Here is a 26,618-nt window from a genome sequence, read left to right as displayed (position 1 = left end):
TCTGCTGTGGCTAAAAAAAAGACCTCTCTTAAAGACCTTTTACTCATTCATGAGCTAGCCTTTATATTACTTATTTTCTTAGTGGCCTCGATTGGTGCGATTGGGATCCAACTCCAAGATCAATCCAGCCAAGAATCCAACCGAATCAATTCTCTGATTCAAGAGGTACAGCAAACACGCGGTGATTTATACCGCCAGCTAAAAGAGCTGTTTGATGCTTACTTTTTAGACGACCCAGAAGCTCGCACCGAATACAACCAATTTACCGTTTCCGTAGAGAATCACTTCCAACAACTGCAGCGCCTTGCCGTAGGCGAGGCAGAAAAAGCCGCGATTCATGATCTGCATGCTGGCTATCAGGCGTTTGTGTCTGAAACATCCACGCTTTTTGATCAAGACTCACACCTTAACCGCAATGACCTAAAAAAGATTCTGAATACAGATCTGGAAGCGGGCATATTTAACCGCTACGAATCTATACTAGCCAGCACGGAACAACTCCTTAACCAGAAACAAGCAGAGCTAGATACGCAACTTAAAAACAGTAAACATAAATCCAACTACTTACTGTTCACCCCGCTCGCACTAGCCATTCTGCTTTTAATGTTCTCACGCGTGTTCTTAAAACGCTCTATTGTGCGGCCGATTGAAGGCGTGCTACACGCCACCACTGAAATCAGTGCCGGCAATCTCACACACAAAGCACCCGATGAAAATATTGAAGAGCTGGCTTCACTCTCCAAAGCCGTGAACGAAATGGCGGATAAGTTATTAACTAGCCAGGAAAACCTCATCCGTACCGAAAAACAAGCCGCACAAGGCTTGCTGGTGCCCATGTTAGCGCACAATATTCGCAACCCACTTGCCAGCATTCGCGCTACCGCACAGGTAATGGACGATCCCAGCAACAATGCAGAAACGCAAGAGTCGATTTACGGCATTATCAATACAGTAGACAGGCTGGAACGCTGGACTGGTGCATTACTGGCATACTTACACCCACTACAGCCACAGCCAACTTATACCAATATGCGCGAAATTGTAAATGGTGCGCTCAGCCCATTGCAGCAAAAAATCGCGGAAAAATCTATTCAACTCAAATTACCTGACTGGCCTAAGCCTAATGCCAGCTATAACGATAAAATATTTACCGATCATCACCTGCTAGAGCAAGTGATTTACAACCTGCTATTGAACGCGATTGACGCATCAGGCAAGAACGCCCCTCTAGAAATAGTATGCAAGATAACTCAAGATACGTTCGATTTATTCTTGATGGATCGTGGTAGCGGTATGCCGTTTAAACCAGACCCCAGCGCCATGAGTGCCCCCACTACCAAGCGATTTGGCACCGGCATCGGCATACCATTTGCGTTCAAAGTATGTGACGCATTAGGAGGTACGCTTCAGTTCAGTGCAAGGCAGGGTGGCGGCACGATAATTACCATCTCATTACCGAAAATGCTTAATACTCATCACGATTCTATTTAAACACCTCACCACTGACGGTCACCACCAAGACGAAACCAATATTTTTCAAAATTATTAGCATTTACTTGCGATATAGACTTGCCTTAATAGGGCTTTTTATCAACAATGTAACTACGTTCTATATCAGCGACCAATTTTCTTATGCTTAATCAACCTGTACCTGACTTCCAATTACCTGCAACCAGCGGAAAAACATTTCAACGCTCAGATTATTTAGGCAAGCGACTTGTGATTTACTTTTACCCAAAGGACTCTACGCCAGGCTGTACCACACAAGGTATGCAGTTCCGGGATGCTTATGCGGATTTTCAAGCTAAAAACACTGAGATTTTCGGCATTTCACGCGATAGCTTAAAATCGCACGAAAACTTTAAGGCAAAATTCAGCTTCCCTTTTGAGCTGTTAGCCGATACAGAAGAAGTGGCATGTGCACTATTTAATGTCATCAAAATGAAGAACATGTATGGTAAGCAAGTAAGAGGGATAGAGCGTAGCACTTTTATCATCGACACTGACGGCACACTGATTAAGGAATGGCGTGGCGTAAAGGTAGATGGCCATGCCGCAGAGGTGTTAAGCTTTATCAGTTCGTTATAGTTTTAGCAGCCACTCATTTAGATTGGACAATTGTATTAATAGAAGTATTACGTGGAATAGCAACATCTCAACGCAGTATGCAGTTAGTAATTTTTTAAACTTAATTTAACTCCATTACATTCATCACTTATTAGAAAGTCTTTTATGTCCAAAAAAGATACTGGTATATCCAAACTATTTGTTCTTGATACGAATGTACTCATGCATGATCCTTCTTCACTATTCAGATTTGAAGAGCACGACATCTATCTACCGATGGTCACGCTGGAAGAGTTAGACAACAATAAAAAAGGCCTTACCGAAGTTGCACGCAATGCGCGCCAAGTCAGCCGCAATTTAGAAGAAATCGTCAGTTCAGATTTAACTAACCTAGAGCTAGGCTGTGCCTTATCACGTAACGGTAACAAACAAGCTACCGGTCGCTTATTCTTACAAACCACACAACTACACCTAGATTTACCTGGGCTTGCCGGTAGTAAAGCCGACAACCAAATTATCAGCGTGGTGCTATGCCTGCAGAAACAACACGTTAGCAGACAAGTTATCCTTGTCAGCAAAGACATCAACATCCGCATTAAAGCGCGGGCGATGGGGGTATTAGCTGAAGACTACTTTAATGACAAAGTATTAGAAGATACCGACGTTCTCTACAGTGGCATGAAAGAGCTGCCAGCGGACTTCTGGGACAATCACAGTAAGGCGATGGAATCATGGCAAGAGTCTGGCCGCATGTTCTACCGACTCACAGGCCCGTTATGCAAAACTTTTTTGGTCAACGAATTTGTGTATTACGAGTTTGAGAAGCCATTCCATGCTATTGTGCGCAGCCTAGAGAAAGACACTGCAGTACTTGAGGTAGTTAAAGATCATTTAATACCCAAACATAATGTTTGGGGTATTACCGCGCGCAATCGTGAGCAGAATTTTGCATTAAACCTACTGATGGACCCAGAAATAGACTTTGTTTCTTTACTTGGGCAAGCCGGTACTGGCAAAACACTGTTAACATTGGCAGCCGCACTTACTCAGGTACTGGATAAGAAGATTTACTCAGAGATCATCATGACCCGTGTGACGGTGCCAGTTGGCGAAGACATCGGCTTTTTACCGGGCACTGAAGAAGAAAAAATGACGCCATGGATGGGTGCGCTGGAAGACAACTTGGATGTATTAAATAAAAGCGATGAAGAAGCTGGGGATTGGGGGCGTGCTGCGACTCAAGACTTAATCCGTACTCGCATTAAAATTAAATCATTAAACTTTATGCGTGGTCGCACTTTCTTAAATAAATTCTTAATTATTGATGAAGCGCAAAACTTAACGCCTAAACAAATGAAAACCCTAATCACCCGTGCGGGGCCTGGTACTAAAGTTGTTTGTTTGGGTAATATCGCACAAATCGACACCCCTTACTTAACAGAAGGCAGTTCAGGGCTTACTTACGTGGTAGATCGCTTTAAAGGCTGGAGCCACAACGGGCATATCACACTACAACGTGGCGAACGCTCGCGCCTGGCTGACTTTGCGGCGGAAATTTTATAGGTTAATTATGTGCAACTTCAAGCTTAACAATCAGTGCTGTGTTATCAAAGGTGATTTCTAATGCGGATGTGTAAAGGCTTTTATACCTTACTCACAGCGCAGTTTTTATCTGCCCTAGCTGACAACGCACTGTTGTTTGCGGCGATTGCACTACTTGCCAAAATCAACTCACCAGATTGGCACACGCCCCTATTACAGCAGTTTTTTGTGATTTCCTACATTGTACTTGCGCCATTTGTAGGCTCATTTGCTGACGCCTTACCCAAGGGGCGTGTGATGTTTCTTGCCAATGCAATTAAGTTCATCGGCAGCCTTGCTATGCTGCTTGGCATGCCGCCGCTCTATGCCTATGGCATTGTCGGTATCGGCGCTGCGGCATACTCCCCTGCAAAATACGGTATTTTGACCGAGCTACTACCTCCAGAAAAACTGGTGAGCGCCAATGGATGGATGGAAGGCTCAACTGTGATCGCCATCATATTGGGCGCACTACTTGGTGGCAGCCTTGCCAGCCATGACCCTTACTTTGCCATGATTTTCATCACATTGCTGTATTTAGTCGCAGCGGTATTTAATATTTATATTCCAAAACTACCGATTGACCATAAGCTACCGAAGAAGAATCCTGCATTTATGCTTTACGACTTTTGGCAGTCGTTCAAGGCATTATGGGTAGATACACGCGGACAAGTTTCACTTGCGGTCACCACCCTATTCTGGGGTGCTGGCGCAACGCTACGCCTAGTGGTAATTGCATGGGCAGCCAGCACACTTAACTTTGGTTTAGAACAAGCCACGCAGCTAATGGCAATACTTGCCGTAGGCATTGCTGCGGGTTCCGTAGTTGCAGCAACCTATATCAAGTTAGAAGAGTCAACAAAAGTACTGCCGGCAGGCATTGTCATGGGAGTACTGGTGGTAGTGATGGCGTTTGTACAGCATTGGCAGGTTGCGGTAGCATTGCTATTTATTATCGGCGCACTTGCTGGCTTCTTTGTGGTTCCGTTGAACGCGCTATTACAGCACCGTGGGCACGAATTAATTGGCGCAGGTCACTCTATTGCCGTACAGAATTTCAACGAGCATATCGGCATCCTGCTTATGTTGGGTGCCTACTTATTAATGGTAAAAGCTGAACTTCCTATCAATATCATTGTGATTGTATTTGGCGTATTTGTAAGCCTGTGTATGACCGTTATTAATAAGCGCTACAAAAATATCGCCTAACGCAAAGTAACACTTTATTGCGCATCTTGCAGACTACTCTGAGCATGCAAGATGCGACACTAAGTCCGCCGGTTCGTATCTGGACTACCTCACACTAGTGCATTAATTCACACACCCCTTGTGATGCAAACGCTACGCACTTATACGAACAGACTACAAATAAAAACGGGCGCATCAATAAAACCATGTTAACGTTTTATTGATGCGCCCGTTGTATTGGATCAAAAATTGATTAGTGCAGTTTCACGTGTGCTTCAGTACGTTTTGCAATCATTCTAGCTAATGTTTGTAGTGCCATGCTCCAAAACCCATGCAGTGCCATCAAATGCAGTTTATAGAGTGATTGGTACATCGTACGTGCAATCAAACCTTCAATAAATAAACTGCCACCTGATAACGCGCCCATCAAATTACCTACCGTTGTGTAGCTACCTAGATTTACCAGAGAACCATAATCTCTGTATTTAAACTCAGGTAGATCTGCCTTACCTGCCACACGGTATTTCAATGTTTTAACCAACATACTAGCTTGCTGATGTGCTGACTGCGCGCGTGGTGGCACTGTCACGCCTTGGCTGTGCCCTGCCCACTGGCATGCTGCACAATCACCAAATGCAAAAATATTATCATCTAGTGTAGTTTGTAACGTAGGTTTAACTACCAATTGGTTAATGCGGTTAGTTTCCAGTCCGTCAATCTCACGAAGGAAATCAGGAGCCTTAATGCCTGCAGCCCAAACCACAAGTGCTGACGGAATAAAACGGCCACTGTGTGTTTGCACACCTTTACTTGTCACCTCAGTCACACGCTCACCCATATATAAGTGCACGCGCAGTTTTCTCAGTTCCAAATCTACAGAGTTAGAAAGTTTTTCTGGGAGCGCAGGCAATACACGCTCACTCGCCTCGATTAATGAAATGTGTACATCACGGTCAGGATCAATTTTATCCAGCCCGTAAGCTGCTAATTCACGTGTTGTATTATGCAGTTCAGCAGAGAGTTCAACCCCGGTTGCACCAGCACCCACAATCACCACTTCTAACTGGCCAGCTTGGACAGGCTCAGCTTGGGTTTGTGCGCGTAATAGCGCATTATGTAAACGCCTGTGGAATTTCTCAGCCTGATCTTGCGTATCTAGTGCGATAGAATGCTCACGCGCGCCTTTAATACCAAAATCGTTAGTAGTACTACCTACTGCAATCACCAGTGTGTCATATTTAATGGTACGACGTGGAATAACCTCTACACCGTCTTCATCATAGTTTGGCGCAATTGAGATTTCTTTTTTAGCTCGGTCCAGGCTATCCATACTACCCAGACGGAACTTAAAGTGATGCCAATGTGCTTGCGCTAAATAGACTAGCTCATGCTTCTCTGGGTTCATACTGCCGGCAGCAATTTCATGCAGCAATGGCTTCCAGACGTGTGTCTTTGACTTATCAATCAAAGTAATCACGGCCTTACCTTTACGCCCTAGACTATCGCCTAGCTTAGTTGCTAACTCTAAACCGCCAGCCCCACCACCTACGATGACGATTTGATGCAGTTGCTCTGCTTCCGCCTTACCCATTTTGCACTCCCTGCATACACTATTATTAAACTTTTAAAATAAAAAAAACGCTTACTGAACCTCAGTAAGCGCTTTCTATTCTTAAATCACTTACTCGTTTCCAGTGATTGCTGAATTGCTACGAATCCATGCAATAACTTTCAATACTTCATCTGGTTTCAAACCATCAGGTGGATCAGCTTGCATTAAACCAAAGCCTTTAGCACCCATACCGCCGTTGGTGCCGTGCCAAATCGTTTCAAACATACCTTTGTTTGTCGCATTTTTTGCATACTTAAAGTTGGGACCTTGCAAACTTGGCCCTACTGCACCTTCTGCACGGCCGCCATGACAGGCTACACATGAATATAAGCTAAATTTCTTTTTACCAGCCAAAATCTCAGCTTCAACACCAATATATGGGTTTTTGCCTGTTGCAATAAACTCTTTTGCAGCTGGCGTATCAAAAAGTTTTGCGTCAATTTTTAACGCTGAACCATCTTGAGTTGTTACCAAATCAATCATCTTTATTTCTGAATCAGAACCTGCGCTAGCATCTGCACTTTTAGAGCCAGAACCTTGACCACATGCAGCGAGCATTGAAATGAGCGCCACTAAAAATAAATGTTTATTCATCATTCACTCGATTAATTATGAAAAGTTTAATAATAACGCATTTAGTCATAATAAAAAACGGTCGCAATGGCGACCGTTTTTTACGAGACAAAGCAATTAATTATTCGTTACCAGTAATTTTGCTGTTGCTACGAATCCAAGCAATTACTTTCAACAAATCATCAGGTTTCAAGCCTTCTGAAGGATCTTCCGGCACCATCAAACCTAAACCTTTAGCACCCATACCACCGTTGGTACCATGCCAAATCGTTTCAAACATACCTTTGTTTGTTAGATTTTTTGCATATTTCATGATGTTACCAGTCAAGCCTGGTGCAATAGCACCTTCACCGTGACCACCATGACAGGCGTTACATGAGTACAGGTTAAATTTCTTTTTACCTGCTTTAATTGCATCCTCATTACCGATGTATGGGTTTTTACCTGTTGCTAAGAACTCTTTTGCAGCTGGCGTATCGAACAACTCTTTTTTAATATTTAAAGGTGCACCATCTTGCGTTGCTACTAGGTTAATGTCTGCTGCCTGCACATTTACAGAAACTAAGCCTGTTAATGCCAACATAGAAACTAATAATGTTGACGCTAAAGTTTTATTGCCTAACATGTTATCTCCTAATTTTAATTCACATAAAATGAGTTACGTCCTAATCATGCTAAGCGCATTCTTCAACGTATGGTCATTCAACGTAGGTATTTATATATCGGTTGACTTAACAACGCAAAATAAGCGCACATTTTACTCTGTTTTTGGGATCGCGTCACCGCGAGTTTCTTTATTAACTTCTTTTCCCTTACGATAAACTTTCATAATGCTATCGCCTTCAACTACAGGCATATGCGGAATGCCATAATCATCTAGAATTTTGTTAATTTTGTCTTTATTTCTATCTAGCGCAGCATCAATCATTGCCATGCGTTCTTTATCAGCTTTACGTACACCGATTGAAATATTCCAGTTAGTTTTACCTTTGGCATTCACCATTTCATAATCAGGCACCATCACAACCTCTAACGGCTCTTTTGATTGTTTAGCGAAATAACCACCGATTGGGCCCCACATAATCGCTACATCAATATCACCAGCAAGCAAGTCATCAATTAAATAGCTTGGCGGTAAATTAAGGTCGCGTTGCATGCGGTACGGTCTTGCATTTGGCATAAGGCCATAATCATTCAAAGCAATGGTTGCTGGGCTCTGACCCACAATACCAATAGTTGCTTTTTTAAGGTCTGGGCTATCCCAGTTTGTGATTTTCATACCGCTGCTTTTTTTGTATACAAACACGTGGCCTGCACGGTAGTAAGGTTTAGATGTTCTTAATGCATCGTAATCTGATGTAGTTCCCATAATCACATCACATTTTTTTGCACTCAGTGTGTTTCTAATGAAACCCATTCTGTCGTACCAGAACGTGAACGCAAGCTTCTTATTTAAATCATTTGCCAACACTTCAGCAATTTTATTTTCAAACCCTTCTAAATTCTTATTTGAATAGGGTAGGTTATCTTGGTCTGCACAGACTCTGAACTCTGTACCATCATCCACACGCTGCACTTCGCCAGCACGACCTGAAGAGTAAACATCTTCAGCCTGCACGCTGCCTATTGCAAGAAAACCCATAATCAGACCAAGCAATTGCATTCTTTTAAACATTTTTATTCCTTATCATAAAAATGCGGCTCTTACTCCACCGCGCTATGTAATAGAGTAGTAACTTAATCAAAAGTTCTACCTATTAAAACCTTCAAAACCGACATACGACTATACAGGATAGCCTATGTATGAAACAGCAGATTTTCATGAATCTGGCTTAAATATTAGCTATTTATTAATAGCTATTTGCTGAACAAACACGAGTACGAACTACTGTGCCGAGCGGCACAAATGGACTATTCACATGACGCTACTCAATAAAAAAACACCCCGACGAATCGGGGTGTTTTTAGTTACTACTTTGGTACTAGCTTACGATATTAGCTAATAATTTTATTGTATTACAACAATCAATTATAGGCTGAATACGTTCAATGCACCGCCGCCAGGAGCAGCGTTGTATTTAACTAGTTCAGCATAACCACCAGCAGCGCCTAAAGCGTCTGTAGGAGTAGTCATACCAAGGTTCATCGCAACACCAGCCCAGCCACCGATACCTGATAGCACGCCAACGTATTGTTTACCTTTGTTACCGTATGTGAATGCGTTACCAATCACACCAGAACCAACTTGGAATTTCCAAAGTTCTTTACCTGATTTAGCATCAACAGCTTTGAACCAACGATCTAAAGTACCGTAGAACACTAAGTCAGTAGCAGTAGTTAAAGCACCACCCCAAGCTGAGAATTTCTCTTTGTTGTACCATACTTTTTTGTTTGTCATTGGATCATAAGCGCCGAAGCCACCCATAACACCGTCAGGACCTGGGAACATTGTTAATGTTGCACCAACCCATGGTTGACCAGCAACGTATTTAGACTCAACTGGCTCGTATGTCATACATACGTGGTTCAATGGAGAATATACTAAACCAGTTTTTGGTGAGTATGCAGCTGGTTGTTGGTCTTTTGTACCTAAAGCAGCTGGACAAACGCCTTTAGCGTTGTAGTCTTGGTGAGTAGAAGCTGATGCCAATTTGTTTGGTACACCAGTTTTCATGTCAACATCAGTTGCCCAGTTTACGAATGGGTGAACTTTTTGAGCAGCTTGTAATTTACCGTTGTGTGCATTCCATGTGTAAGCGAAGCCGTTACGGTCATGGTGCCAAGCGTATGTTTTGCCACCTTTGTCGAACAAGATTACTTCGTTGATACCGTCGTAGTCCCACTCGTCATGTGGAGTCATTTGCATACCCCATTTTGCAACGCCAGTGTCTAAGTCACGTGCGAATACAGTCATTGACCATTTGTTGTCGCCTGGACGTACGTCTGGGTTCCAAACTGATGGGTTACCTGTACCGTAGTAAACTAAGTTTGTACGTGCATCATATGGCCACCAGCCCCATACAGAGCCACCACCATGTTGCCAACCATCTTTAACTGCTTGTGGCTTCAACCATGTACGTGTACCTAGATCTTTTTCGCCAAATTTGATTTGGTCGTTAGGTAATTTTTTGAAAGAACCGCCTTCTTTGTTGCCGCCGTTTACGTCTTGGTAAACTGACAATGCACTGTATTCAGGAGTTTCTTTGTTGAAATCTGCACCGATCAACACTTCAGAATCTGGACCTGTTGAGTATGCTTTCCATGCTAAAGAACCATCTTTAGCGTTGTATGCTGCGATAAAGCAACGTACACCGAACTCAGCACCTGAACAACCTGTCAATACTTTGTCTTTGATTACGTGTGGAGCGTTAGTGTTAGTAGCGCCAACTTTTGGATCGTTGATCAATGTTGACCATACTTTAGCACCAGTTTTAGCGTCTAAAGCTACTAAGTTACCATCGTTTTGTTGTAGGTAGATTTTACCGTCGCCGAAGCCAAGACCACGTGAAACGTTGTCACAGCACAATACAGCTTGTACTGATGGATCTTGTTTAGGGAAGTATGACCATACGATTTTTTGGTTGTTGTCTAAGTCTAAAGCGTATACGTTGTTTGGGAATGCTGTATGTACATACATCATGTTACCAACAACGATTGGTGAACCTTCGTGACCACGGTTTACACCAGTAGCGAATGTCCAAGCTGCTTTAAGATTTTTAACGTTGCCTTTGTTCACTTGTGACAAAGCGCTGTAACCGTTGTTGTTGTGCTGACCACGTGGGTGAGCCCAGTTGTTCGCGTCTTTCATTGCTGCTTCTTGATCTGCAGCGGCCGATGCTACTAAAGGCATCGCCATACCTGCTACCAAGCCAAGTGCTAACTTGATTTTGTTGATTTGCATATTAATCTCCAAAGTTAAACTACTAAGGTTTAAATAAATAGATTCATATCTAAAACCAATAAATTTTTGATGTTCCTCAAAATTTTTACTAGCTTTTATGAATCTATTTGTAGCACACTTAATGTGCTTGAACAGAACTATAAACCAGTGAATCATGAATTGCAATACATTGTTTACAATTTATTTACATTTAACTTAACATATTGATTCCCAGCACACCAAACTACTATATAGCGTCAATTTAAAGAATTAGCACACCACAAAAAGTCATTTAAAATCAAATAGAAAGAGATTACCCCCGCATGCAAGCCGATATTTACAAGTTGTATCCTGAGATTGATACATTTAAAGAATCTACGATCAAAGTGGACGATTTGCATGAGATTTACTATGAGGTTTGTGGCAACCCTGATGGGGTGCCAGTAGTGTTCCTGCATGGCGGCCCTGGCAGTGGTTGCAACCCTGCACAAAGACGCTTTTTTGACCCAAAGCATTACCGCATTATCTTGCTTGACCAGCGCGGATGCGGGCGTAGCAAGCCTTTAGGCGAAACAACCAACAATACCATTGATGACTTAGTGCATGATATTGATTTGATTCGCACCCACTTAGGCATTGATAGATGGTTGGTGTTCGGTGGCTCATGGGGCAGCACACTTGGCATTGCTTACGCATTAAAGCACACACAACATGTAACCGGACTGATTCTGCGCGGCATATTTTTAAGCCGTAACAGCGAGCTCAACTGGTTTTTGAACGATGTAAAAGCCTTTTACCCTGAACCTTGGGAGGTTTTATGTGATTTCTTACCTGGCGAGTCAAAAGCTAACCCGATTAACGCTTACGAGAAGCTTATTTTCTCAGATGATGCCGCGATTAATATTCCAGCAGCAATTCAATGGAACCAGTTTGAGAGCAGCATCATGACCTTGCTGCCAAGGCCTGCCAGTGAACAGGAGGTAGATGGCCCGGTAGAGCTAGCTCGCGCCAGGGTGCAAATACACTATATACAGCAGCAATGTTTTGTTGGAAAACGCGACTTACTAGCCGAAGCCAAGGAAAAGCTATCGCAAGTGCCCACCATTATTGTGCAAGGTCGTTACGACATGGTTTGCCCACCGATCACAGCGTGGGAACTCAAGCGCGCGATGCCACATGCTGAGTTGCACTTTGTGGATGACGCAGGGCATTCCGCCATGGAGGCTGGCACAACATCCGCACTTATCGCCGCGACTGAGAAATTTAAGAATTTAGATTAAACATGCATTAATATTGAGAGAGTATGGTGCTAAGATTCTTTATGGATATTTAGCCTATACTTTCTCACTAATCGCACACCAAGATGACTTCACCGCAATATCTACCCATGGAAATTTAAGCGTCATGCCTATCCATCAAGATTTGACTATACACATCGCAGCATGAAGAAGATCACTTTCACTCCAAAACAAAATTTAGCGATACGTGACAACTTACGTAAAGCGATTAATATACCTAGCGAGGTTTACGCTAACCAGCGCTATAACACGCCGCTATTTGTATTTCATGAGATGTTCAAGGCGTTTCAACGGCACAACGCCTTGGGCTTATCTGCATCCCTATCTTTCTATGCGATGTTTGCATTGATTCCTTTAGTGCTGCTCATGTTTTTTCTATTGAGCCAACTTATTTTCAGCTCAGATTATGCGATTGTTAAACTCGCTATCATTACCAGCAATCTGGTTCCGCAATTTAGCAATGCCATCATGACCGAGGTTTATAGCACGGCGAAACATCAAGTAGCATGGGGGGCTTTGGGTCTATTTGTTCTGCTCTGGACCGTAACCCCGCTGGCAGGAGCGATGCGTGCAGCTTTTTACAGCATTGCAAGTTTGGTCGAGGCACCATCATTTGTTAAAAGAAAGATAAAAGACATTTTTGCCATTATCGGCATGTTGCTACTCTTCTTTTTATTTACATTTGCTGGGCTTATGCTCGAAAAGGTCATTATATTTTTAGGCGCTAGCAGCCGCTTTATACACTACGAAACATTCACAACTTTAACCTCCTTAGCCTTAACCACGCTGCTAATCAGTGCCTTCTATTTTGTGTTCTTTCCTGCACGTTTATATATTAAACATATCTTAATTGGCTCATTATTCACCGCCATACTCTGGCTGCTGATGCGTCCTGCATTTACTTTATTTTTATCGATGAACGAATCATACGGGTCAATTTTTGGCAGCATGAAGAACCTATTCATTTCCATCACCTGGCTTTATGTAAACTTTGCAGTGTTTTTACTAGGCACAGAGCTGATTGCCACTTTAAGAAAAAAAGACGTCTTGCTACTAAAAGGACTATTTGATGAATCATTAGAACACCATATTGCTACACAGTCTCACTATGTAAAGAAGCTGATGCAGCGCTACGGCAAGGTATATGCGCAAAATGACATTATCTTCCAACATGGAGAAGCAACTGATCGCTTGTACTATTTAGTTTCAGGCGAGGTGCACATCATTAAACATGGCAATGTGTTACGCACCGTGCATGCTGGCGAATATTTTGGTGAGATAGCCATGCTATCCAACACACCAACAGTTGCAGAAGCAAAAGCCGCCTCAACGCATGCAGAAATCATTACAATGAGCACGGATAATATTGAGACATTACTGCTGGACGAGCCTAAAGTCGCCATGAAATTTTTACGCAAACTGGCAATCCGTTTACAGCAACAAGACGAATAGACTTCACTCTAATGCAATATAGAATTTGATATAGTTTAGGATAAATGATGGCAAAGCAAGCACCCCTCTCCCCTCAACCTAGCCATGCGGAAATGCAACCTGTCCTGCATTTATTCAACTCAGGAAAAATGGCTGAAGCTGAACTTGCAGCAAAGAAACTGACTAACCGTTATCCAAATACATTTATCCTGTATCAAATTCTAGGCATTGCCCAAGATAGTTTATCCAAGCCTCAAGCGGCGATTGAAAGCTACAAAAAGGCATTATCGATTCAGCCCAACACACCAGACTTGCATTTCAACCTAGGAATCGCCCTTACCAACACTGGAGACATAGAAGCCGCCAGCAGGCATTATCAGCAGGCGATTGCATTGCAGCCCAACTTCTTTGAGGCCTATGGCAATTTAGGCGCGCTATTGCAAAAGCAAGGCTTATTAGAGGATGCGATTAAGAACTACCAGATTGCATTAAATATTCATGAAGATGCACGCGGCCATTTCAACATGGGCACGGCACTACGGGACCAAGGCAAACTGGATGACGCTATCCAGCATTTTAAACATGCGATTCGTATGTTTCCAAATTATGCGGATGCCCACAACTACCTAGGTGAATGTTTGCGTGACCAAGGCAATATGGAAGATGCTGTTAAGAGCTATCTTGATACATTAAAACTCAATCCCGACCATGCCGGCGCCAATTACAATATGGGTGAGTTTTTATACTTGGCTAATCGCTTTGACGAGGCGGTTGAGCACTTTGAACGCTCGCGCCTAGATGATTGGCAAGAGCGTGCGCTGTATTGCACCTATAAAGCAGAGCACTTTGATGTGTTTAAAACAAAGCTAGATGAAATTGTGCGTACCCACAAAAAGCATGACGCACCGTTTCTGGCTACATTATCTTCACACTATGCTCGCAATTTTGGGGTAGAAGACCACTATAACTTCTGTAAAAACGGCTTTGATTTTGTTTACCAAAACAGCATTGCAGAACTTGCTGAACCTAATAGCCAGTTTCTTAAAGACCTGCTTAACGACATAGACAACACCGCGATTGAAGTACGCGCACAGGGCATGATTATCAACGGCAAACAATCTGCCGGCAATTTATTTAAACGCCCGGAGGCATCCTTCAGAAAGCTGGGGGAATTAGTTAAACAAGAGTTTATTAACTACAAAAATCGCTTTGCCGGCGCCGACTGTGAACTGATTAAATCATTTCCGAAGGAACTGGAATTCACCAGCTCATGGTATGTACGATTACGCCGTGCGGGCTACGTAGATCGCCATATCCACGAAGTGGGCTGGATTAGTGGCGCGGTGTATCTGGTGTTACCTAAAGATCGCAAAGACCCTCTAGAGGGCTGCTTTGAATATGGGTTACATGGTGACAACTACCCACAAAAGCACGATGACTTCCCTGTAGGCGTCGCCTCACCTAATGTTGGCGACATTGTGCTGTTCCCATCCTCGCTGTTTCATCGCACTATTCCATTTAACTCAAATGAAGAGCGGATTTGTATTGCCTTTGATTTAAAGCCACAAGGTGAAATTTTCAGACGATCTAACTATTAAACAGTTAGCCCTTTCTGATCATGCTATCTACAAAACGCGCATCCCAAATACTAGTAGCATTGGCTGCTTGGGCCTTCATTTCGGCAGTGCTTTCGTTGCTGATTGTCAAAATTGTTTATACGGCGACATTACCGACGTCGTTAACTAACATCACAAGCGAGATCAACCGCATTCAAGATCTGACAACACTTAAAAAGATTTCTGTGCTATTGGCAGACTCGATTACGGCTGAAAAAGATGCTGGATGGTTATTGGTGTCGTGGGGACTTTGGTTCGTTGCCACATGGTCCACCATCTTCGGTATTGCCACTATGTTTTTGTATCGCCAGTTGATTACTACTAAGGCGACTGAAGATTCTCACCCGAAAGAAACAATGCTGGATTTGGCACTTACTGGCAAGCTGAAACTTTGGCAAGCGTTTTGGGGCCTGTATGTCGCGCTTCCGATGGCTGCATCGTTCGCTGTTTATGAAGTGCTTGCATTCCTCAAAGGCATTCACATTATTGAGCCAACCAAGGTGGCTGACCTAATCCTTACACCATTATCCTACTCGGCAGTGTTGGTGATTTTCTGGGGGGGGCGCAATCGTCACATGGCGCTGCTCCGCTAACACAACTCACAAGGCTTTATGCTACCTTGCAAGAGTCGCTGTTGTTTTACTCACAGTTGCACCGCTAGTTCAATCCGCAACATTATTGAGCCATTATCTTGTGCGCTAAGGCGGCCAAGATATCTTAGGCTACTAACAACTAGCAGCACCCACTTGCCCTACACCTAGTTGGAAAAAGTTTGCACTTACTTACCCGCAGAGCTAATCTGCATCAGGCTCTATAAGCTTGCGTGCATCTTCAATCATAAATTCCAAACGCGCTTCGGCAATATCTACCTGTGTATCCATAATAGGGTCGATACACTTACTGCCGAAGATAATTTTGCCTTCCAAATTGGCTTGGCTAGTGAGACGTGTGTAGTCTTCCACGATACAGTTCTTAATTACTGCGCCGCTCTCAACCACACAACTTGCCCCTAATACTGCAGGGCCTACAATCGTGGCGCCAGCCTCAATCTTGGTACTACCACCTATATAAACCGGCGGCGTAATATTGACCTGGTCAAAATCAACATTTAGATTAATGCCTACATGCACGCCCGGCTTCACCTCGCGACCCGGCATTTTGAACCCGGCAACTTCACCGTTTAATATCTGGCTGGTCACTGTCCACACATCCTGCACATTGCCAATATCTAGCCATTGGAACGGCAAGTTAATGCCGATAAAAGGCAGGTGCGCTTGTGCAAGTTTAGGGAACAATTCGCCTCCAATATCATAGGCAACACCTGAAGGAATATAGTCAAAGATTTCCGGTTCAAAGATATAAATACCGGTATTAGCTAGATTTGAAATTGCGTCTTTTGGATCTGGCTTTTCTTGGAACTGCAAAATACGATCATCTTCATCCAGCGCAACGATGCCGTATTTAAATACCTCATCGTTTGGCACTTCTCGAATAATAATGCTGGCAATCGCCTTTTTCTGGCGATGAATCTCTAGTGCTTTACTGATATCTAAATCAATCCAGGCATCGCCACACAGCACAATAAACGTTTCGTCAAAGAACCCTGAAAAATCCTGGATCTTTTTCATCCCACCAGCCGAACCAACCGGTGAGCTAATCGCGATACCAGACTCTACATAACCCTCGTATGAATAAGCCATGCTCACACCAAACTGCTCACCATCTCTAAAATAGTTCTCAATAATTGGTGCCAAATGGCTGGTATTGACCATAATCTGATCAACGCCATGCTTTTTCAGCAGTTCAATCAGATACTCCATCACTGGCTTGCGCACCAATGGGATCATTGGCTTAGGAATTTCATGGGTGATAGGCTGTACTCTAGTACCTTTACCAGCCCCAAGTATCATTGCTTTCATGTTTTTCTTAACTTCAGATTTAATTATTTAATAGACTCTATTATGCCTAATAAATAACAAGCTGACACGACTTGCTTTAGCAGAATCAGCCTATTAATACGTACGATGCAAACAAGGGAGTGGATATCGGAACAACGTAACCTCACTGGAGTAGATTACAGCACAACTAATGGTGCGTTGCCTTTTGTTTATACATGGCAGTATCCGCCGCCTTAAGCAATTGATTGATTGTTTGCTCATTACCTTTGAACAGCGTAATACCCAGACTAACAGTCACTTGATGCTCAAATAACTGCAACTTAAAAGGCTGCTCTACTACGGCACGAATCTTATCAGCAACCTGCACTGCAGCTGCATTGGCTTCAGTAGACTCAGTGCCTAACTCACTTAAAATAACAACAAACTCATCCCCACCTAGACGAGCGGCAGTATCTACATCCCGAACACAACTCTTGATTCTTTTAGCCACTTCAATCAAAAGCAAATCTCCAGCATCGTGCCCCTTCGTATCGTTAAGGCCTTTAAAGTTATCAATATCCAGAAAAATAACGGCGCCATACTGGCCACTACGTTCACTCACAGCCAAGGCTTGCTCCAGCCGATCCAACATCAGCATCCGGTTAGGGATTCCCGTGAGCCCATCCTGATTGGCAAGCTTCCACAACATATTCTGGTGATTAATATGCCTGAGTCTTCCGCGCTGAATAGCGCGCAAATATCGATACAAAATCGCCGAAGAGGCAAATGATAATACAGCCATTAATCCAATCAAGCCCAAACTCAAGTCAGTCCAGCCCGCTTGCCTAGTCATTAAAATTAAAAATGGCTCACCCATGGTGGCCAAAGACTTTTGATGTTTAAAAACCGGGAATATCGCCACCTCAATTGCACTGCGGGTGCGCCCGGCCACAGAAAAGAGCTGACCTTTAGGGTCGTGCACAGTAAAGTCTTTATGATAAACCGTTGCGCTAAAACCATCTCGCATCAGATTATCGCCGGGCCGCAGCAACTTATCTGCATCGATAATCATATCAACAATCATGTTTTGTTCTGACTTTATGGGGCAGAACACTACATAAGCAAGGTTGCCTTGTATCAACCGGAATGGATGGCTCGCAACGGGGCGCTGCAGTGTAATTGCCTGAGTCACTGCACTTTCAAGGAACGGGACACTTGATACATCCAAGCCAATAATTTCATTTGAGCTAGATGACAGCGACTCCATATAAATGACAGGATAATAATATGGCTTGTCTTGAGGATGCTCCCACCCCCGATGCCCACCAAAAGCAAAAGCCTTCAGCGTAAAATCAGGAGTGCCACTGAGCCGCCGGCTGACAATAAAATCTTGCAGCTGCTTCTTTGCTACTTTTTGTATAATTTCTAATGCAAAAATTTGATCGTTGGTATCAATGACACTACGCACATACACAGACACCTTTTCAGGGCTAGTATTGCCAATGGCAGCAAACAGCGCAGAAAATCCCTTCAGAACTGTTTCGCTACTCACCATACTTCTGTTGAGTTTATCTACGTAGTCCTCACCATGCTCGGTGAAGCTTCTTTCAGCATCGCGGAGATTGAGGTTAACCACGGCCCACAGTGCCACTGAGCAAAGTGACACCCAAACCACTAACGCTATAAAGATAGCTAGGGTTGAAATTGGTTTAATATCATTTAACTTAGCGTTCATCATATCCCGCCAGCCAATCAAGATTAAGGCAATACTAACTCATTTGTCACTCACCTATCGCAGCCACTTGGTGACAAACAATCAATACAGCGGACACACAGCTTTAAAAAACAAAAGTTGCACACCGAATACTACATCCTCCCAACAACTCCTGCAAACAAGTATCCGCGCGGCAATACAGTTTAGCAATCACCCTAAAGCATGCACAACCTCATTTGTGCAAATGAATGCAACAAGTCTAAGGACAAATGCACCCGCCCGAACTAATGCTCTTTAGTAGTGTATATCCTGATAATTATTAACAATCGCCTGTATTTCAGCGCGTTGTTCTAATAGCACATCAACACAATTTGCATCCAGTTTACCAACTTCCACCATGTGCTTGAGCTCAGTAAATGCATCATCTAGTGACCAGCCTACTTTATATGGCCTAGTGCTTACCAGCGCATCTAACACATCGGCAGTCGTAACTATGCGCCCCTCAATAGGAATAGCATCCCCTTTAATTCCTTTAGGATACCCAGACCCATCCATCAGCTCATGGTGAAATGCCACAATATTACGCATCACCTTGGATTCGGCGAATTGCTGTAAATTAAAATCCCCGAGTATCTTCTCAATAATCTCAATACCTTTTTCAACATGCGTTTGCATGATTTTTTTCTCGTCAGGGTCTAATCTGCCTTCTTTTAATAATATTTTGTCTGGAATACCAATCTTGCCAATATCATGCAAGGGGGCAAACAAGTACACATGCTCAACAAACTCATCTGCCAAACCCAGCTTACTCGCCACGCCTTTTGCAATCACTCTAGAGTAACGTGCCATTCTTTCAATATGTGCCCCAGTCTCAAAGTCTCTAAGGTTTGTCAGCTCTTTAGCCATTTCAACCGAAGCAATCACCGTACGTAATGCGGTCATCTCAGTTGATAGTGTCATATTAATCAAACTTGAAAAAAGCAGCAGATCACGCTGAGTTTGAGGGGTAAATGCCGCATGCTCTACCGAATCAAAGAACAAGAAGCCTAAAAGCATCCCTTGGTCATACATTGGAATCGTAAATGATGACTGATAGCCCTGCTCTAGCAGCCAAGCAGAATGCTGATTGCTTGGTTGAATTGACTCTTGAATTGAGTCAATCACCCGAGGGCTTCCACTTAACGCAATATCTGACAAGGAAATACTGTCACCAAGCTTAATTTCATAGCCTGAAATCGGCATGCCTTGCCTAGTGCTATTTACGAAGGTTTTTAGTCTATCTTCTTTTGCATCATAAATCGCACATCCAATCCGGTCCACGGCCGGCACAGACTCAAGCATCCGATCATGCAAATGGCTTAAACGCTCATTTAACGTGTCGCCATGCTTTGTTACATCAAGTAATTGGGGATTTATCATATTTTCTTAGTATTATTAACCAACAGAACAACTATTTGGGAACAGGCTTTTTCGTAAACATTAAGCAATTTGTACCAGATGCCTCAAATACTTCACTACATGGCGTGCGCTTGCTTTGAAAATTTAACGCCCGGCAGCCATAAGGAAAGTTTGGCTTATATGTAATGAAATAATGAACACAACGTGAGCATAACTTAGTATCCAGATGATTTGAATCATTAACCATAGGTTTCATTTACAAAAAAATAGCCACCTCTCGGTAGCCAAAACACGGCGCATATCATCAGTCATGATATTGCGTCTAATAAAACACATCAACCATGGCCTTCAGCAATTAAGACTGCTATCAATCCACATCGCGCAAGTGAGAAACTCACTCGCGATAGCTACAGTCAACCCACATCACCGCATACAGAACAACTAGCCAACCTAAGCACGCCGTCTGAGATCAAAAGCGGTTTTTTGATAATCATGCGCTGCTAATGGATGGTGCACTACACCATCTTGCATTACCACCTCTTCAGGCAAAGGTAACTCGTTGATTGCTCGTTTCAATGCAAGCTTAGTTGCCTCGTAATTCCAGTCTTGGATTTTATTATCATCGGCTGCATCCCAATGAATAAATACACCAACACAAATGAACAAGTCATTTGCTTCACCAATAGGAATCAAACCCTCTTTCACACTATCAGCTACGGCCTGCGCAACCCCACACTGGGCTGGACCAAACATCTGAACCGCTTGCTTAGCATTTTTGATATCAACCTTATTAAACATCACAGTGGCCGGTTTAGCCATCATATTAGGCGCAAGCACTGCCAATAAACCGTTCACACCACGTTTTTGGTTAGTAAGTGTATTACAAAATGCTGTTTCAGCCGGGCTACCGCGTGGACCGATGATTAAGTCGACATGGGCAACCTCATTGCCCTCACCATACAAGGCTTCGCCGACAAACACCTTGTTGATTTTCATTGTGTTCATGATAAACCTCTCACTTAATCTGCTATTGGTAAGCACATTGAAAGATTTATCGTTTATTATCGTTAGCTACAATCGGTATTACGGTAAGGAGCATTTAGGTAGCTATCGACCAAATTCAATCACTTACCTCAAGCTATCTCCTCAATAGTTAAGACTTGTGTTCAGTAAGAGAGTTCTGGTTAAGTTAGCAAGCTTGGCACAAATTTATTAATTGATATTGCGCAGGAATACATCGTGAATGGCTTTAACACGGGTGGGCTTTAATAGGATATCCGTCACATTGAGAGACTTAAGCTCGTACAGCAGTCCTTCAGTAATTGCGCTTGTCATCACAACAATCGGCACACTTTTATCTGTCAGTGTCATGCCGCCTCTTATCAACTCAATAAAATGCTTTTCTTCATGCTCTTGCCCCATTCCGATAATAACTAATTCAAACGCATTGGTCTGACACAAGTTATTTGCTGTAGGCAAATGTGCGGTTTCCATCACGCTTGCCTTTGCAGTTTGATTCGCCAGCAAGGCAAAGACACTTCTGATCATATATTCAGAGTCGTACAACAACACTAACGGTAGTTTAGAGTTTTTGTAGGCATGTAGTGACATAGGCTTTACCAATTAATGATCTACGGACTTATCGCTATTTGCTACTAGCTCAGTAACCACCATCTGCCTTAACGTAGACAAAATGCTCAGATCGTTTTCATCCAGCGTTCTGGGTTTTCTGTCTATCAGACAGAAAGAACCTACAGCTTCGCCTGTGGGCAGCACCAACTGCGCCCCAGCATAGAAACGAATATGCGGCTCTCCAGTCACAAATGGGTTGTCATGAAAGCGCACATCTTGGGTTGCATCCTCAATCACCATAATCTGATCTTGCAAAATGGCGTGCCCACAAAAAGAAATATCTCTAGATGAACTACAAAAATCAGTGCCAAACGTAGATTTACACCACTGCCTTTCATCATCTATCAATGAAAGTAACACGATAGGCACATCAAACTCAAAGGCTGCGAATGCTGTTATTCGGTTAAACCGTTCTTCTGGCGGGGTATCTAGGATAAGTAGCGCCCTCAACGCTTGCAATCGTTTGTCTTCATCATGAGGTATGGGCGCTGCAATCATAAAATTAGTCTACCATAGGCATTATTGGGTTTATATTCCACTGCTACTTAATGATTCTATAACCATTTAAGTAACTATACAAAAGATTACCGTTACCTCCTAGCTACCATATGGGGCGAATCCTACATCACGCACTTAAATTGCTTTCCGAGCCTATCAATAAGTTAGGGCTAACTAAATCTGCTTGGCTTTTGCACTTACTTTTATATCAAATTTTTGTTTGTTGATAATGAAGCGTTCATGACGCCCTTTGGAAATTAAATCCACTCCATCATGCGCCTCCACATTAAACAGCAACTTTCTACCATCGATAGCAAGCAATTCAACTTTCACGGTTATTTCACAGCCGGGAGGGGTTGCAGCTTGGTGGCTAACATCAATATGCGTACCTACCGTCTGCTCGCTTGGCCAATCTATATGAGGGTTAATGGCTTTAATGCATGCCCACTCCAGCAAACCTACGAGAAAGCCAGTTGCAAACACCTCGGGCATAACAGCAAACTCTGTGGATTCTGGATAAAGAGCTGGTACTGTTTTGGATAAAGGAACCAAAAACTTATGCTCATATTTGATGCCAGGCTTTAAGGTTTCTTGCATTGGAGCAATCCCAATTAATGACCTAGTTGATGACAGTCTGTAAAAATAATTCTTTACAGCTTAATGTTGCAACAACAAGCAGCTAATGCTTAAACAAAACCAACAACATAACTGGACAATGCTTTACCAAGTAACTCATGCTGCTCTAAATCAAGATGCACGCCGTCAACATTACTGGATGCAGTTAATAATCCTGCATCAAAAAAACGGCATTGCATTTCTGCGCACAATTGCCGGTATGCATCAGCTAACCCTATGCATTTTATTTCGGCACCTTTAAACTTAGCGGCAATATCTCCCTTAGCTTCCCTAATCGGGGGCGCAGCTACCACCAGTATTTCTGGAACTGGCATACCCGGTTCTATAGGAGCAGTGCGAATCGCCTTAATCAACGCTCGCATGCCAAAGGCAGCATCAGATGCGTTATGATCATGATTGAATTGGAAATCGTTTGTCCCCAGCATTACAATCATCAGTGCTAAAGGTGAGTTAAGCTCTATTCGCTGTGCCAAACCAACCAAACCATTACGACCAGGTTTGACTGCATCCTCATAAACAGTGCGCCTGCCATTAAGGCAATCTTCAATGACGCGCACATTTTTGCCTAAACTTAGTAGCTGGTTTTCCATAACACCAGGCCAGCGCTGATTAAAGTCAAAACGCTCCCTAGTCATGGGAATAATGCCCCACGATAGCGAATCAGAATATACGAGGATCTGTTTCATGCAATAAATTCTACATAATATAATTAACAATCAATTAGTTAAAGTTGCAAACAGCGCACTACCAAGTTCTTCTTAAATAGATTTGCTTAATTAAATGACGATTTACACTTCCAAACAGATTTTACCAAAATGCTTATTAGTCTCCTGATATTGAAAAGCCTCGACTATGCTCTCCAGAGGAAATACCCGATCAACAACCGGGTGCATTTTGTTTGCATCAATCGCTTTAATCATGTCTTGTTGTTGTGTGCGATTGCCAACGATAAGCCCCTGTAAACGTAGCTGCTTAATGAGCGCTGTCACTATAGAAACTTCACCCCCTAACCCCGTCAGGATACCAATCACTGAAATGTGCGCACCAACACGTGCCGCCGCCATAGACTGATCTAGTGTTGCCGGACCACCTACCTCAACAATATGATCGACGCCTCGTCCACCACTAATTTCACGTGCCAGCTCACCCCAATTAGCGGTCTTTCGATAATTGATTAAATGGTCTGCGCCAAGCAGCTTAAGTTTTTCTAACTTTTCATCACTGGATGATGTTGCAATCACGGTAGCGCCTGCCATCTTTGCAAATTGCAAGGCGAAAATTGACACCCCCCCTGTACCCTGCACCAGTACAGTATCACCTGGCTTTAAAGAATCGTCTGACATTAATGCACGCCATGCGGTAAGCCCAGCCGTTGTAAGCGTGGAAGCCTCCACATGGCTCCAGCCTTTAGGCGTTTTAGTAAAAGCATTGGTGGCAGCAGTAACCATTTCACGTGCATAGCCATCAACGCCATCACCTGGCACTGTCGCAAACCCTTCTACCAGCGGCGCTCCTGCTAACCAAGTGGGGAAAAAGGTACTTACCACATGGTCACCCACCGCAAACTCTGTCACACCGTCGCCGACTGCAGTCACCACACCTGCGCCATCTGCCATAGGGATTCTAGGTTCGACTGGGCCCCACATGCCACTCACTACAGCAAAGTCGTGGTAGTTGAGTGAGTTAGCATGCAAACGCACAGTAATTTCACCCGCTTTGGGGTCTTTAGCATCGCGCGTACCAACCGTCACTTTATCGTAACCGCCACCAGTCTGAACAATAATTGCCTTGTTTTGCATACGAATCCTTTCCAATCATTTACTTGAAAATATTAACCGAAAGATGCACGTTCAACAGCCACTCGGCGTTGAACTGACCGGAAACTTTGAGAATCGCTCACTAATTTTCACGTTTAATGGCTAATACATATTTGATCAGTTTTTTCAATTACTCATTATTATCAGAATCTAGTAATAAGGAAATAGACTACAACAATACCAACAATTATCGTGAGCACAGCCAACCTAACTAGCCGCTTACGATTTAACTCAACCGCATTGATAAGCTGAGTATTTTGATCTGCAAGCACCCTGATCAGCTCAGCCGACGCAAGTATTTGATTGTGCAGATCCGCATAGGCAGCTTCATTTGCTGCTAGCCTCTCTTTTAACCATTTAACTTCCTGATCTTGAGAGCTGAATAAATGGTTTTCAGTTTCAACTTTAATGTCTGGATTTGAAGGGTTTTTTGCAATCGTATTCCATAACTTTTTTGCACTTTCAGCCACTTCAGGCGCTTTTTTGGCCACTTCTGCCCAAGGAACTGCTTTCAACAACGTCAGCCAGCCAATTGCCATAACAACCTCTCTAGTAAGGGCTAAAATATAAACTACCACCTCAAATATATTAACTCACACTCTTAATATCCTGCCATTTAGTTGTATCAGTCAGCATCTTATTTTTCTTCTTAAATATCCAAACTTGCTCTAACAATTGACCATACGATTTTCCACTTCATCCTGATTTACCCACATGAACCCGGAAGTCTTAGATACTTAAAAAGACCCTGTACTGCTTAGCCATCAGCGCTCTAACAAAAGAGATTTCGTCAGAGACTGACTCCCTCATCTACACAAATGCACGCTAGCGTACCGACAGGCTAACTTATATGAGTAAAATTTTCGTAACTCAGGACTATGCTAGATAAAATGAGTGTGGCGTATTAACCCTGACTTGCTAACCATTGACTGGGAGTTGCCATGTGTATTCAATATTTCAGACTTATCTGTTGCGCATTGTTTGCGCTGTCACTCTCACCTACGGTAAATGCTGCTGTTATTCATTGGGAGTTGGATAGCTCCTCTGGCGCGTATACCGATGGCTACGTAAAGGGTGGATTTGATTTCAATACAGCCAACAATCAAATTAACAACATCACGGCTGAAGTATTTACCAACGGCTATGGTTGCATTCAATGCATGTTATACGATGACGCCACAGTCACTTATTACCCCGGCATCCAGCCTATTGTGGAATTCAGCAAAACATTTTATACGAACAATGTGCTGGATCGAGAGGGCTACTTTTCAATTAGCGCGAGCAATATTGACGACGTTATCTCGCCATTCGATTTAAGTTCACCAGGAACATACGTTGGACTTTCGTACAGGGAAAGAGGCTACTTAAGGCTGGACAACCCGATGGATCCGAGCATCTTTTCGCAGGACGACTGCCCCCAATGCGCTGTGGCAGTAGGCACACTGATTGCCATACCTGAACCGGAGAGTTGTGCATTGTTACTTGTAGGCTTAGGCATGATTGGCTGGCGTCTAAAATCGATGCAAAAAACTGCAACCAACCCACTAATAACAAGTAGCTGAAATAACGGAAAATATTAAAATGTGAAATTGACAGAGATTTATCTAAGTCGTTTATTTTTGGTGGCCTCAATGGCGAACACATTACAAAGCTAAATAGTTATAAGTAAATTTAGGTGCAGATATTGATGCAATCTACAATCAGAACCTAGGCCTAACCTCTTTGTACAAACTTGAATTTAATTAACACGTAAGAATAATTAAAAACAATCAGTTACTACTGCCTTTTATCGAAAAAAAT

At 43.1% G+C, this 26,618-nt stretch carries 24 protein-coding genes; 9 read left to right on the top strand and 15 right to left on the bottom strand.

What is annotated here, in order from left to right; all coding sequences use genetic code 11:
- Positions 1–6 precede the first annotated feature (6 nt).
- The 4 genes from VGD82_RS01670 to lplT all read left to right on the top strand — a co-directional run bounded on the left by VGD82_RS01670 (position 7) and on the right by lplT (position 4,857).
- Positions 7–1,491 (top strand): HAMP domain-containing sensor histidine kinase, encoded by a 1,485-nt coding sequence (locus tag VGD82_RS01670; protein ID WP_331018723.1) that lies wholly within the window; start codon positions 7–9, stop codon positions 1,489–1,491.
- 141 nt (positions 1,492–1,632) lie between these two features.
- Positions 1,633–2,088 (top strand): peroxiredoxin, encoded by a 456-nt coding sequence (locus tag VGD82_RS01665; RefSeq protein WP_331018722.1) that lies wholly within the window; start codon positions 1,633–1,635, stop codon positions 2,086–2,088.
- Positions 2,089–2,232: 144 nt separating this feature from the next.
- Positions 2,233–3,630, top strand: coding sequence for a PhoH family protein (locus VGD82_RS01660; protein ID WP_331018721.1), 1,398 nt, complete (start codon positions 2,233–2,235; stop codon positions 3,628–3,630).
- A 66-nt stretch (positions 3,631–3,696) separates the two neighbouring features.
- Positions 3,697–4,857, top strand: coding sequence for a lysophospholipid transporter LplT (gene lplT, locus VGD82_RS01655; protein ID WP_331018760.1), 1,161 nt, complete (start codon positions 3,697–3,699; stop codon positions 4,855–4,857).
- 232 nt (positions 4,858–5,089) lie between these two features.
- On the opposite strand, the gene VGD82_RS01650 is transcribed toward lplT, so the two are convergent.
- From VGD82_RS01650 to VGD82_RS01630, 5 genes are all read right to left on the bottom strand, one after another.
- Entirely contained in the window at positions 5,090–6,427 is a 1,338-nt protein-coding gene (locus tag VGD82_RS01650; protein ID WP_331018720.1) for an NAD(P)/FAD-dependent oxidoreductase, read from the bottom strand.
- Positions 6,428–6,517: 90 nt separating this feature from the next.
- Positions 6,518–7,042, bottom strand: a complete 525-nt coding sequence (locus VGD82_RS01645) for a cytochrome c (RefSeq protein ID WP_331018759.1) — start codon at positions 7,040–7,042, stop codon at positions 6,518–6,520.
- 100 nt (positions 7,043–7,142) lie between these two features.
- Positions 7,143–7,646, bottom strand: a complete 504-nt coding sequence (locus VGD82_RS01640; protein ID WP_135278677.1) for a c-type cytochrome — start codon at positions 7,644–7,646, stop codon at positions 7,143–7,145.
- Between the two features lie 132 nt (positions 7,647–7,778).
- Positions 7,779–8,696 (bottom strand): quinoprotein dehydrogenase-associated putative ABC transporter substrate-binding protein, encoded by a 918-nt coding sequence (locus VGD82_RS01635; RefSeq protein WP_331018719.1) that lies wholly within the window; start codon positions 8,694–8,696, stop codon positions 7,779–7,781.
- 354 nt (positions 8,697–9,050) lie between these two features.
- A complete protein-coding gene (locus VGD82_RS01630) occupies positions 9,051–10,922 on the bottom strand; it encodes a PQQ-binding-like beta-propeller repeat protein (protein ID WP_135278679.1) in 1,872 nt (623 codons plus the stop codon).
- Positions 10,923–11,224: 302 nt separating this feature from the next.
- On the opposite strand from VGD82_RS01630, the gene pip reads away from it, so the two are divergent.
- From pip to VGD82_RS01610, 4 genes are all read left to right on the top strand, one after another.
- On the top strand, positions 11,225–12,181 hold the full coding sequence (gene pip / locus VGD82_RS01625) for a prolyl aminopeptidase (RefSeq protein WP_331018718.1): 957 nt from the start codon (positions 11,225–11,227) through the stop codon (positions 12,179–12,181).
- 162 nt (positions 12,182–12,343) lie between these two features.
- On the top strand, positions 12,344–13,651 hold the full coding sequence (locus VGD82_RS01620) for a YhjD/YihY/BrkB family envelope integrity protein (RefSeq protein WP_331018717.1): 1,308 nt from the start codon (positions 12,344–12,346) through the stop codon (positions 13,649–13,651).
- A 47-nt stretch (positions 13,652–13,698) separates the two neighbouring features.
- On the top strand, positions 13,699–15,228 hold the full coding sequence (locus VGD82_RS01615; protein ID WP_414684449.1) for a tetratricopeptide repeat protein: 1,530 nt from the start codon (positions 13,699–13,701) through the stop codon (positions 15,226–15,228).
- A 20-nt stretch (positions 15,229–15,248) separates the two neighbouring features.
- Positions 15,249–15,839 (top strand): hypothetical protein, encoded by a 591-nt coding sequence (locus tag VGD82_RS01610; RefSeq protein ID WP_331018715.1) that lies wholly within the window; start codon positions 15,249–15,251, stop codon positions 15,837–15,839.
- Positions 15,840–16,040: 201 nt separating this feature from the next.
- On the opposite strand, the gene VGD82_RS01605 is transcribed toward VGD82_RS01610, so the two are convergent.
- The 10 genes from VGD82_RS01605 to VGD82_RS01560 form a co-directional block, all read right to left on the bottom strand.
- Positions 16,041–17,165, bottom strand: a complete 1,125-nt coding sequence (locus tag VGD82_RS01605; RefSeq protein ID WP_331018714.1) for an NDP-sugar synthase — start codon at positions 17,163–17,165, stop codon at positions 16,041–16,043.
- A gap of 166 nt (positions 17,166–17,331) precedes the next feature.
- Positions 17,332–18,861 (bottom strand): sensor domain-containing diguanylate cyclase, encoded by a 1,530-nt coding sequence (locus tag VGD82_RS01600; RefSeq protein ID WP_331018713.1) that lies wholly within the window; start codon positions 18,859–18,861, stop codon positions 17,332–17,334.
- A gap of 270 nt (positions 18,862–19,131) precedes the next feature.
- Positions 19,132–20,256 (bottom strand): HD domain-containing phosphohydrolase, encoded by a 1,125-nt coding sequence (locus VGD82_RS01595; protein WP_331018712.1) that lies wholly within the window; start codon positions 20,254–20,256, stop codon positions 19,132–19,134.
- Between the two features lie 429 nt (positions 20,257–20,685).
- On the bottom strand, positions 20,686–21,240 hold the full coding sequence (fae, locus tag VGD82_RS01590; protein WP_331018711.1) for a formaldehyde-activating enzyme: 555 nt from the start codon (positions 21,238–21,240) through the stop codon (positions 20,686–20,688).
- Between the two features lie 207 nt (positions 21,241–21,447).
- Positions 21,448–21,846: a hypothetical protein gene (locus VGD82_RS01585; protein ID WP_331018710.1), complete on the bottom strand. Its 399-nt coding sequence runs from the start codon at positions 21,844–21,846 to the stop codon at positions 21,448–21,450.
- 12 nt (positions 21,847–21,858) lie between these two features.
- Positions 21,859–22,365, bottom strand: a complete 507-nt coding sequence (locus VGD82_RS01580; protein WP_331018709.1) for a GAF domain-containing protein — start codon at positions 22,363–22,365, stop codon at positions 21,859–21,861.
- A 174-nt stretch (positions 22,366–22,539) separates the two neighbouring features.
- Positions 22,540–22,962: a thioesterase family protein gene (locus tag VGD82_RS01575; protein WP_331018708.1), complete on the bottom strand. Its 423-nt coding sequence runs from the start codon at positions 22,960–22,962 to the stop codon at positions 22,540–22,542.
- An 89-nt stretch (positions 22,963–23,051) separates the two neighbouring features.
- A complete protein-coding gene (locus tag VGD82_RS01570; protein ID WP_331018707.1) occupies positions 23,052–23,687 on the bottom strand; it encodes an SGNH/GDSL hydrolase family protein in 636 nt (211 codons plus the stop codon).
- 102 nt (positions 23,688–23,789) lie between these two features.
- Entirely contained in the window at positions 23,790–24,800 is a 1,011-nt protein-coding gene (locus VGD82_RS01565; protein ID WP_331018706.1) for an NAD(P)-dependent alcohol dehydrogenase, read from the bottom strand.
- A 161-nt stretch (positions 24,801–24,961) separates the two neighbouring features.
- On the bottom strand, positions 24,962–25,357 hold the full coding sequence (locus VGD82_RS01560) for a hypothetical protein (RefSeq protein WP_331018705.1): 396 nt from the start codon (positions 25,355–25,357) through the stop codon (positions 24,962–24,964).
- Between the two features lie 402 nt (positions 25,358–25,759).
- Between VGD82_RS01560 and VGD82_RS01555 the strand changes: the two genes are divergently transcribed.
- The gene (locus tag VGD82_RS01555) at positions 25,760–26,380 is read left to right on the top strand and encodes a PEP-CTERM sorting domain-containing protein (protein ID WP_331018704.1); all 621 of its coding nucleotides are present in this window, start codon (positions 25,760–25,762) and stop codon (positions 26,378–26,380) included.
- Positions 26,381–26,618 lie beyond the last annotated feature (238 nt).

It is taken from the genome of Methylotenera sp. (assembly GCF_036401095.1).
In the GTDB taxonomy this organism is placed as follows: Bacteria; Pseudomonadota; Gammaproteobacteria; order Burkholderiales; family Methylophilaceae; genus Methylotenera.
Note: the sequence above shows the minus strand (reverse complement) of the source record. Positions and strands in the feature narration are given on the sequence as shown.

Excerpts from the sequence above, each read along its gene's own strand:
- VGD82_RS01595 (WP_331018712.1), bottom strand. The coding sequence starts at position 20,256 with ATGATAAATCCCCAATTACTTGATGTAACAAAGCATGGCGACACGTTA.
- lplT (WP_331018760.1), top strand. The coding sequence starts at position 3,697 with ATGTGTAAAGGCTTTTATACCTTACTCACAGCGCAGTTTTTATCTGCC.
- VGD82_RS01570 (WP_331018707.1), bottom strand. The coding sequence starts at position 23,687 with ATGAAACAGATCCTCGTATATTCTGATTCGCTATCGTGGGGCATTATT.
- VGD82_RS01635 (WP_331018719.1), bottom strand. The coding sequence starts at position 8,696 with ATGTTTAAAAGAATGCAATTGCTTGGTCTGATTATGGGTTTTCTTGCA.
- fae (WP_331018711.1), bottom strand. The coding sequence starts at position 21,240 with ATGAACACAATGAAAATCAACAAGGTGTTTGTCGGCGAAGCCTTGTAT.
- VGD82_RS01645 (WP_331018759.1), bottom strand. The coding sequence starts at position 7,042 with ATGAATAAACATTTATTTTTAGTGGCGCTCATTTCAATGCTCGCTGCA.
- VGD82_RS01615 (WP_414684449.1), top strand. The coding sequence starts at position 13,699 with ATGGCAAAGCAAGCACCCCTCTCCCCTCAACCTAGCCATGCGGAAATG.
- VGD82_RS01565 (WP_331018706.1), bottom strand. The coding sequence starts at position 24,800 with ATGCAAAACAAGGCAATTATTGTTCAGACTGGTGGCGGTTACGATAAA.
- VGD82_RS01620 (WP_331018717.1), top strand. The coding sequence starts at position 12,344 with ATGAAGAAGATCACTTTCACTCCAAAACAAAATTTAGCGATACGTGAC.
- VGD82_RS01585 (WP_331018710.1), bottom strand. The coding sequence starts at position 21,846 with ATGTCACTACATGCCTACAAAAACTCTAAACTACCGTTAGTGTTGTTG.
- VGD82_RS01665 (WP_331018722.1), top strand. The coding sequence starts at position 1,633 with ATGCTTAATCAACCTGTACCTGACTTCCAATTACCTGCAACCAGCGGA.
- VGD82_RS01600 (WP_331018713.1), bottom strand. The coding sequence starts at position 18,861 with ATGATGAACGCTAAGTTAAATGATATTAAACCAATTTCAACCCTAGCT.
- VGD82_RS01640 (WP_135278677.1), bottom strand. The coding sequence starts at position 7,646 with ATGTTAGGCAATAAAACTTTAGCGTCAACATTATTAGTTTCTATGTTG.
- pip (WP_331018718.1), top strand. The coding sequence starts at position 11,225 with ATGCAAGCCGATATTTACAAGTTGTATCCTGAGATTGATACATTTAAA.
- VGD82_RS01560 (WP_331018705.1), bottom strand. The coding sequence starts at position 25,357 with ATGGCAATTGGCTGGCTGACGTTGTTGAAAGCAGTTCCTTGGGCAGAA.
- VGD82_RS01575 (WP_331018708.1), bottom strand. The coding sequence starts at position 22,962 with ATGCAAGAAACCTTAAAGCCTGGCATCAAATATGAGCATAAGTTTTTG.
- VGD82_RS01610 (WP_331018715.1), top strand. The coding sequence starts at position 15,249 with ATGCTATCTACAAAACGCGCATCCCAAATACTAGTAGCATTGGCTGCT.
- VGD82_RS01660 (WP_331018721.1), top strand. The coding sequence starts at position 2,233 with ATGTCCAAAAAAGATACTGGTATATCCAAACTATTTGTTCTTGATACG.
- VGD82_RS01630 (WP_135278679.1), bottom strand. The coding sequence starts at position 10,922 with ATGCAAATCAACAAAATCAAGTTAGCACTTGGCTTGGTAGCAGGTATG.
- VGD82_RS01580 (WP_331018709.1), bottom strand. The coding sequence starts at position 22,365 with ATGATTGCAGCGCCCATACCTCATGATGAAGACAAACGATTGCAAGCG.
- VGD82_RS01605 (WP_331018714.1), bottom strand. The coding sequence starts at position 17,165 with ATGAAAGCAATGATACTTGGGGCTGGTAAAGGTACTAGAGTACAGCCT.
- VGD82_RS01555 (WP_331018704.1), top strand. The coding sequence starts at position 25,760 with ATGTGTATTCAATATTTCAGACTTATCTGTTGCGCATTGTTTGCGCTG.
- VGD82_RS01650 (WP_331018720.1), bottom strand. The coding sequence starts at position 6,427 with ATGGGTAAGGCGGAAGCAGAGCAACTGCATCAAATCGTCATCGTAGGT.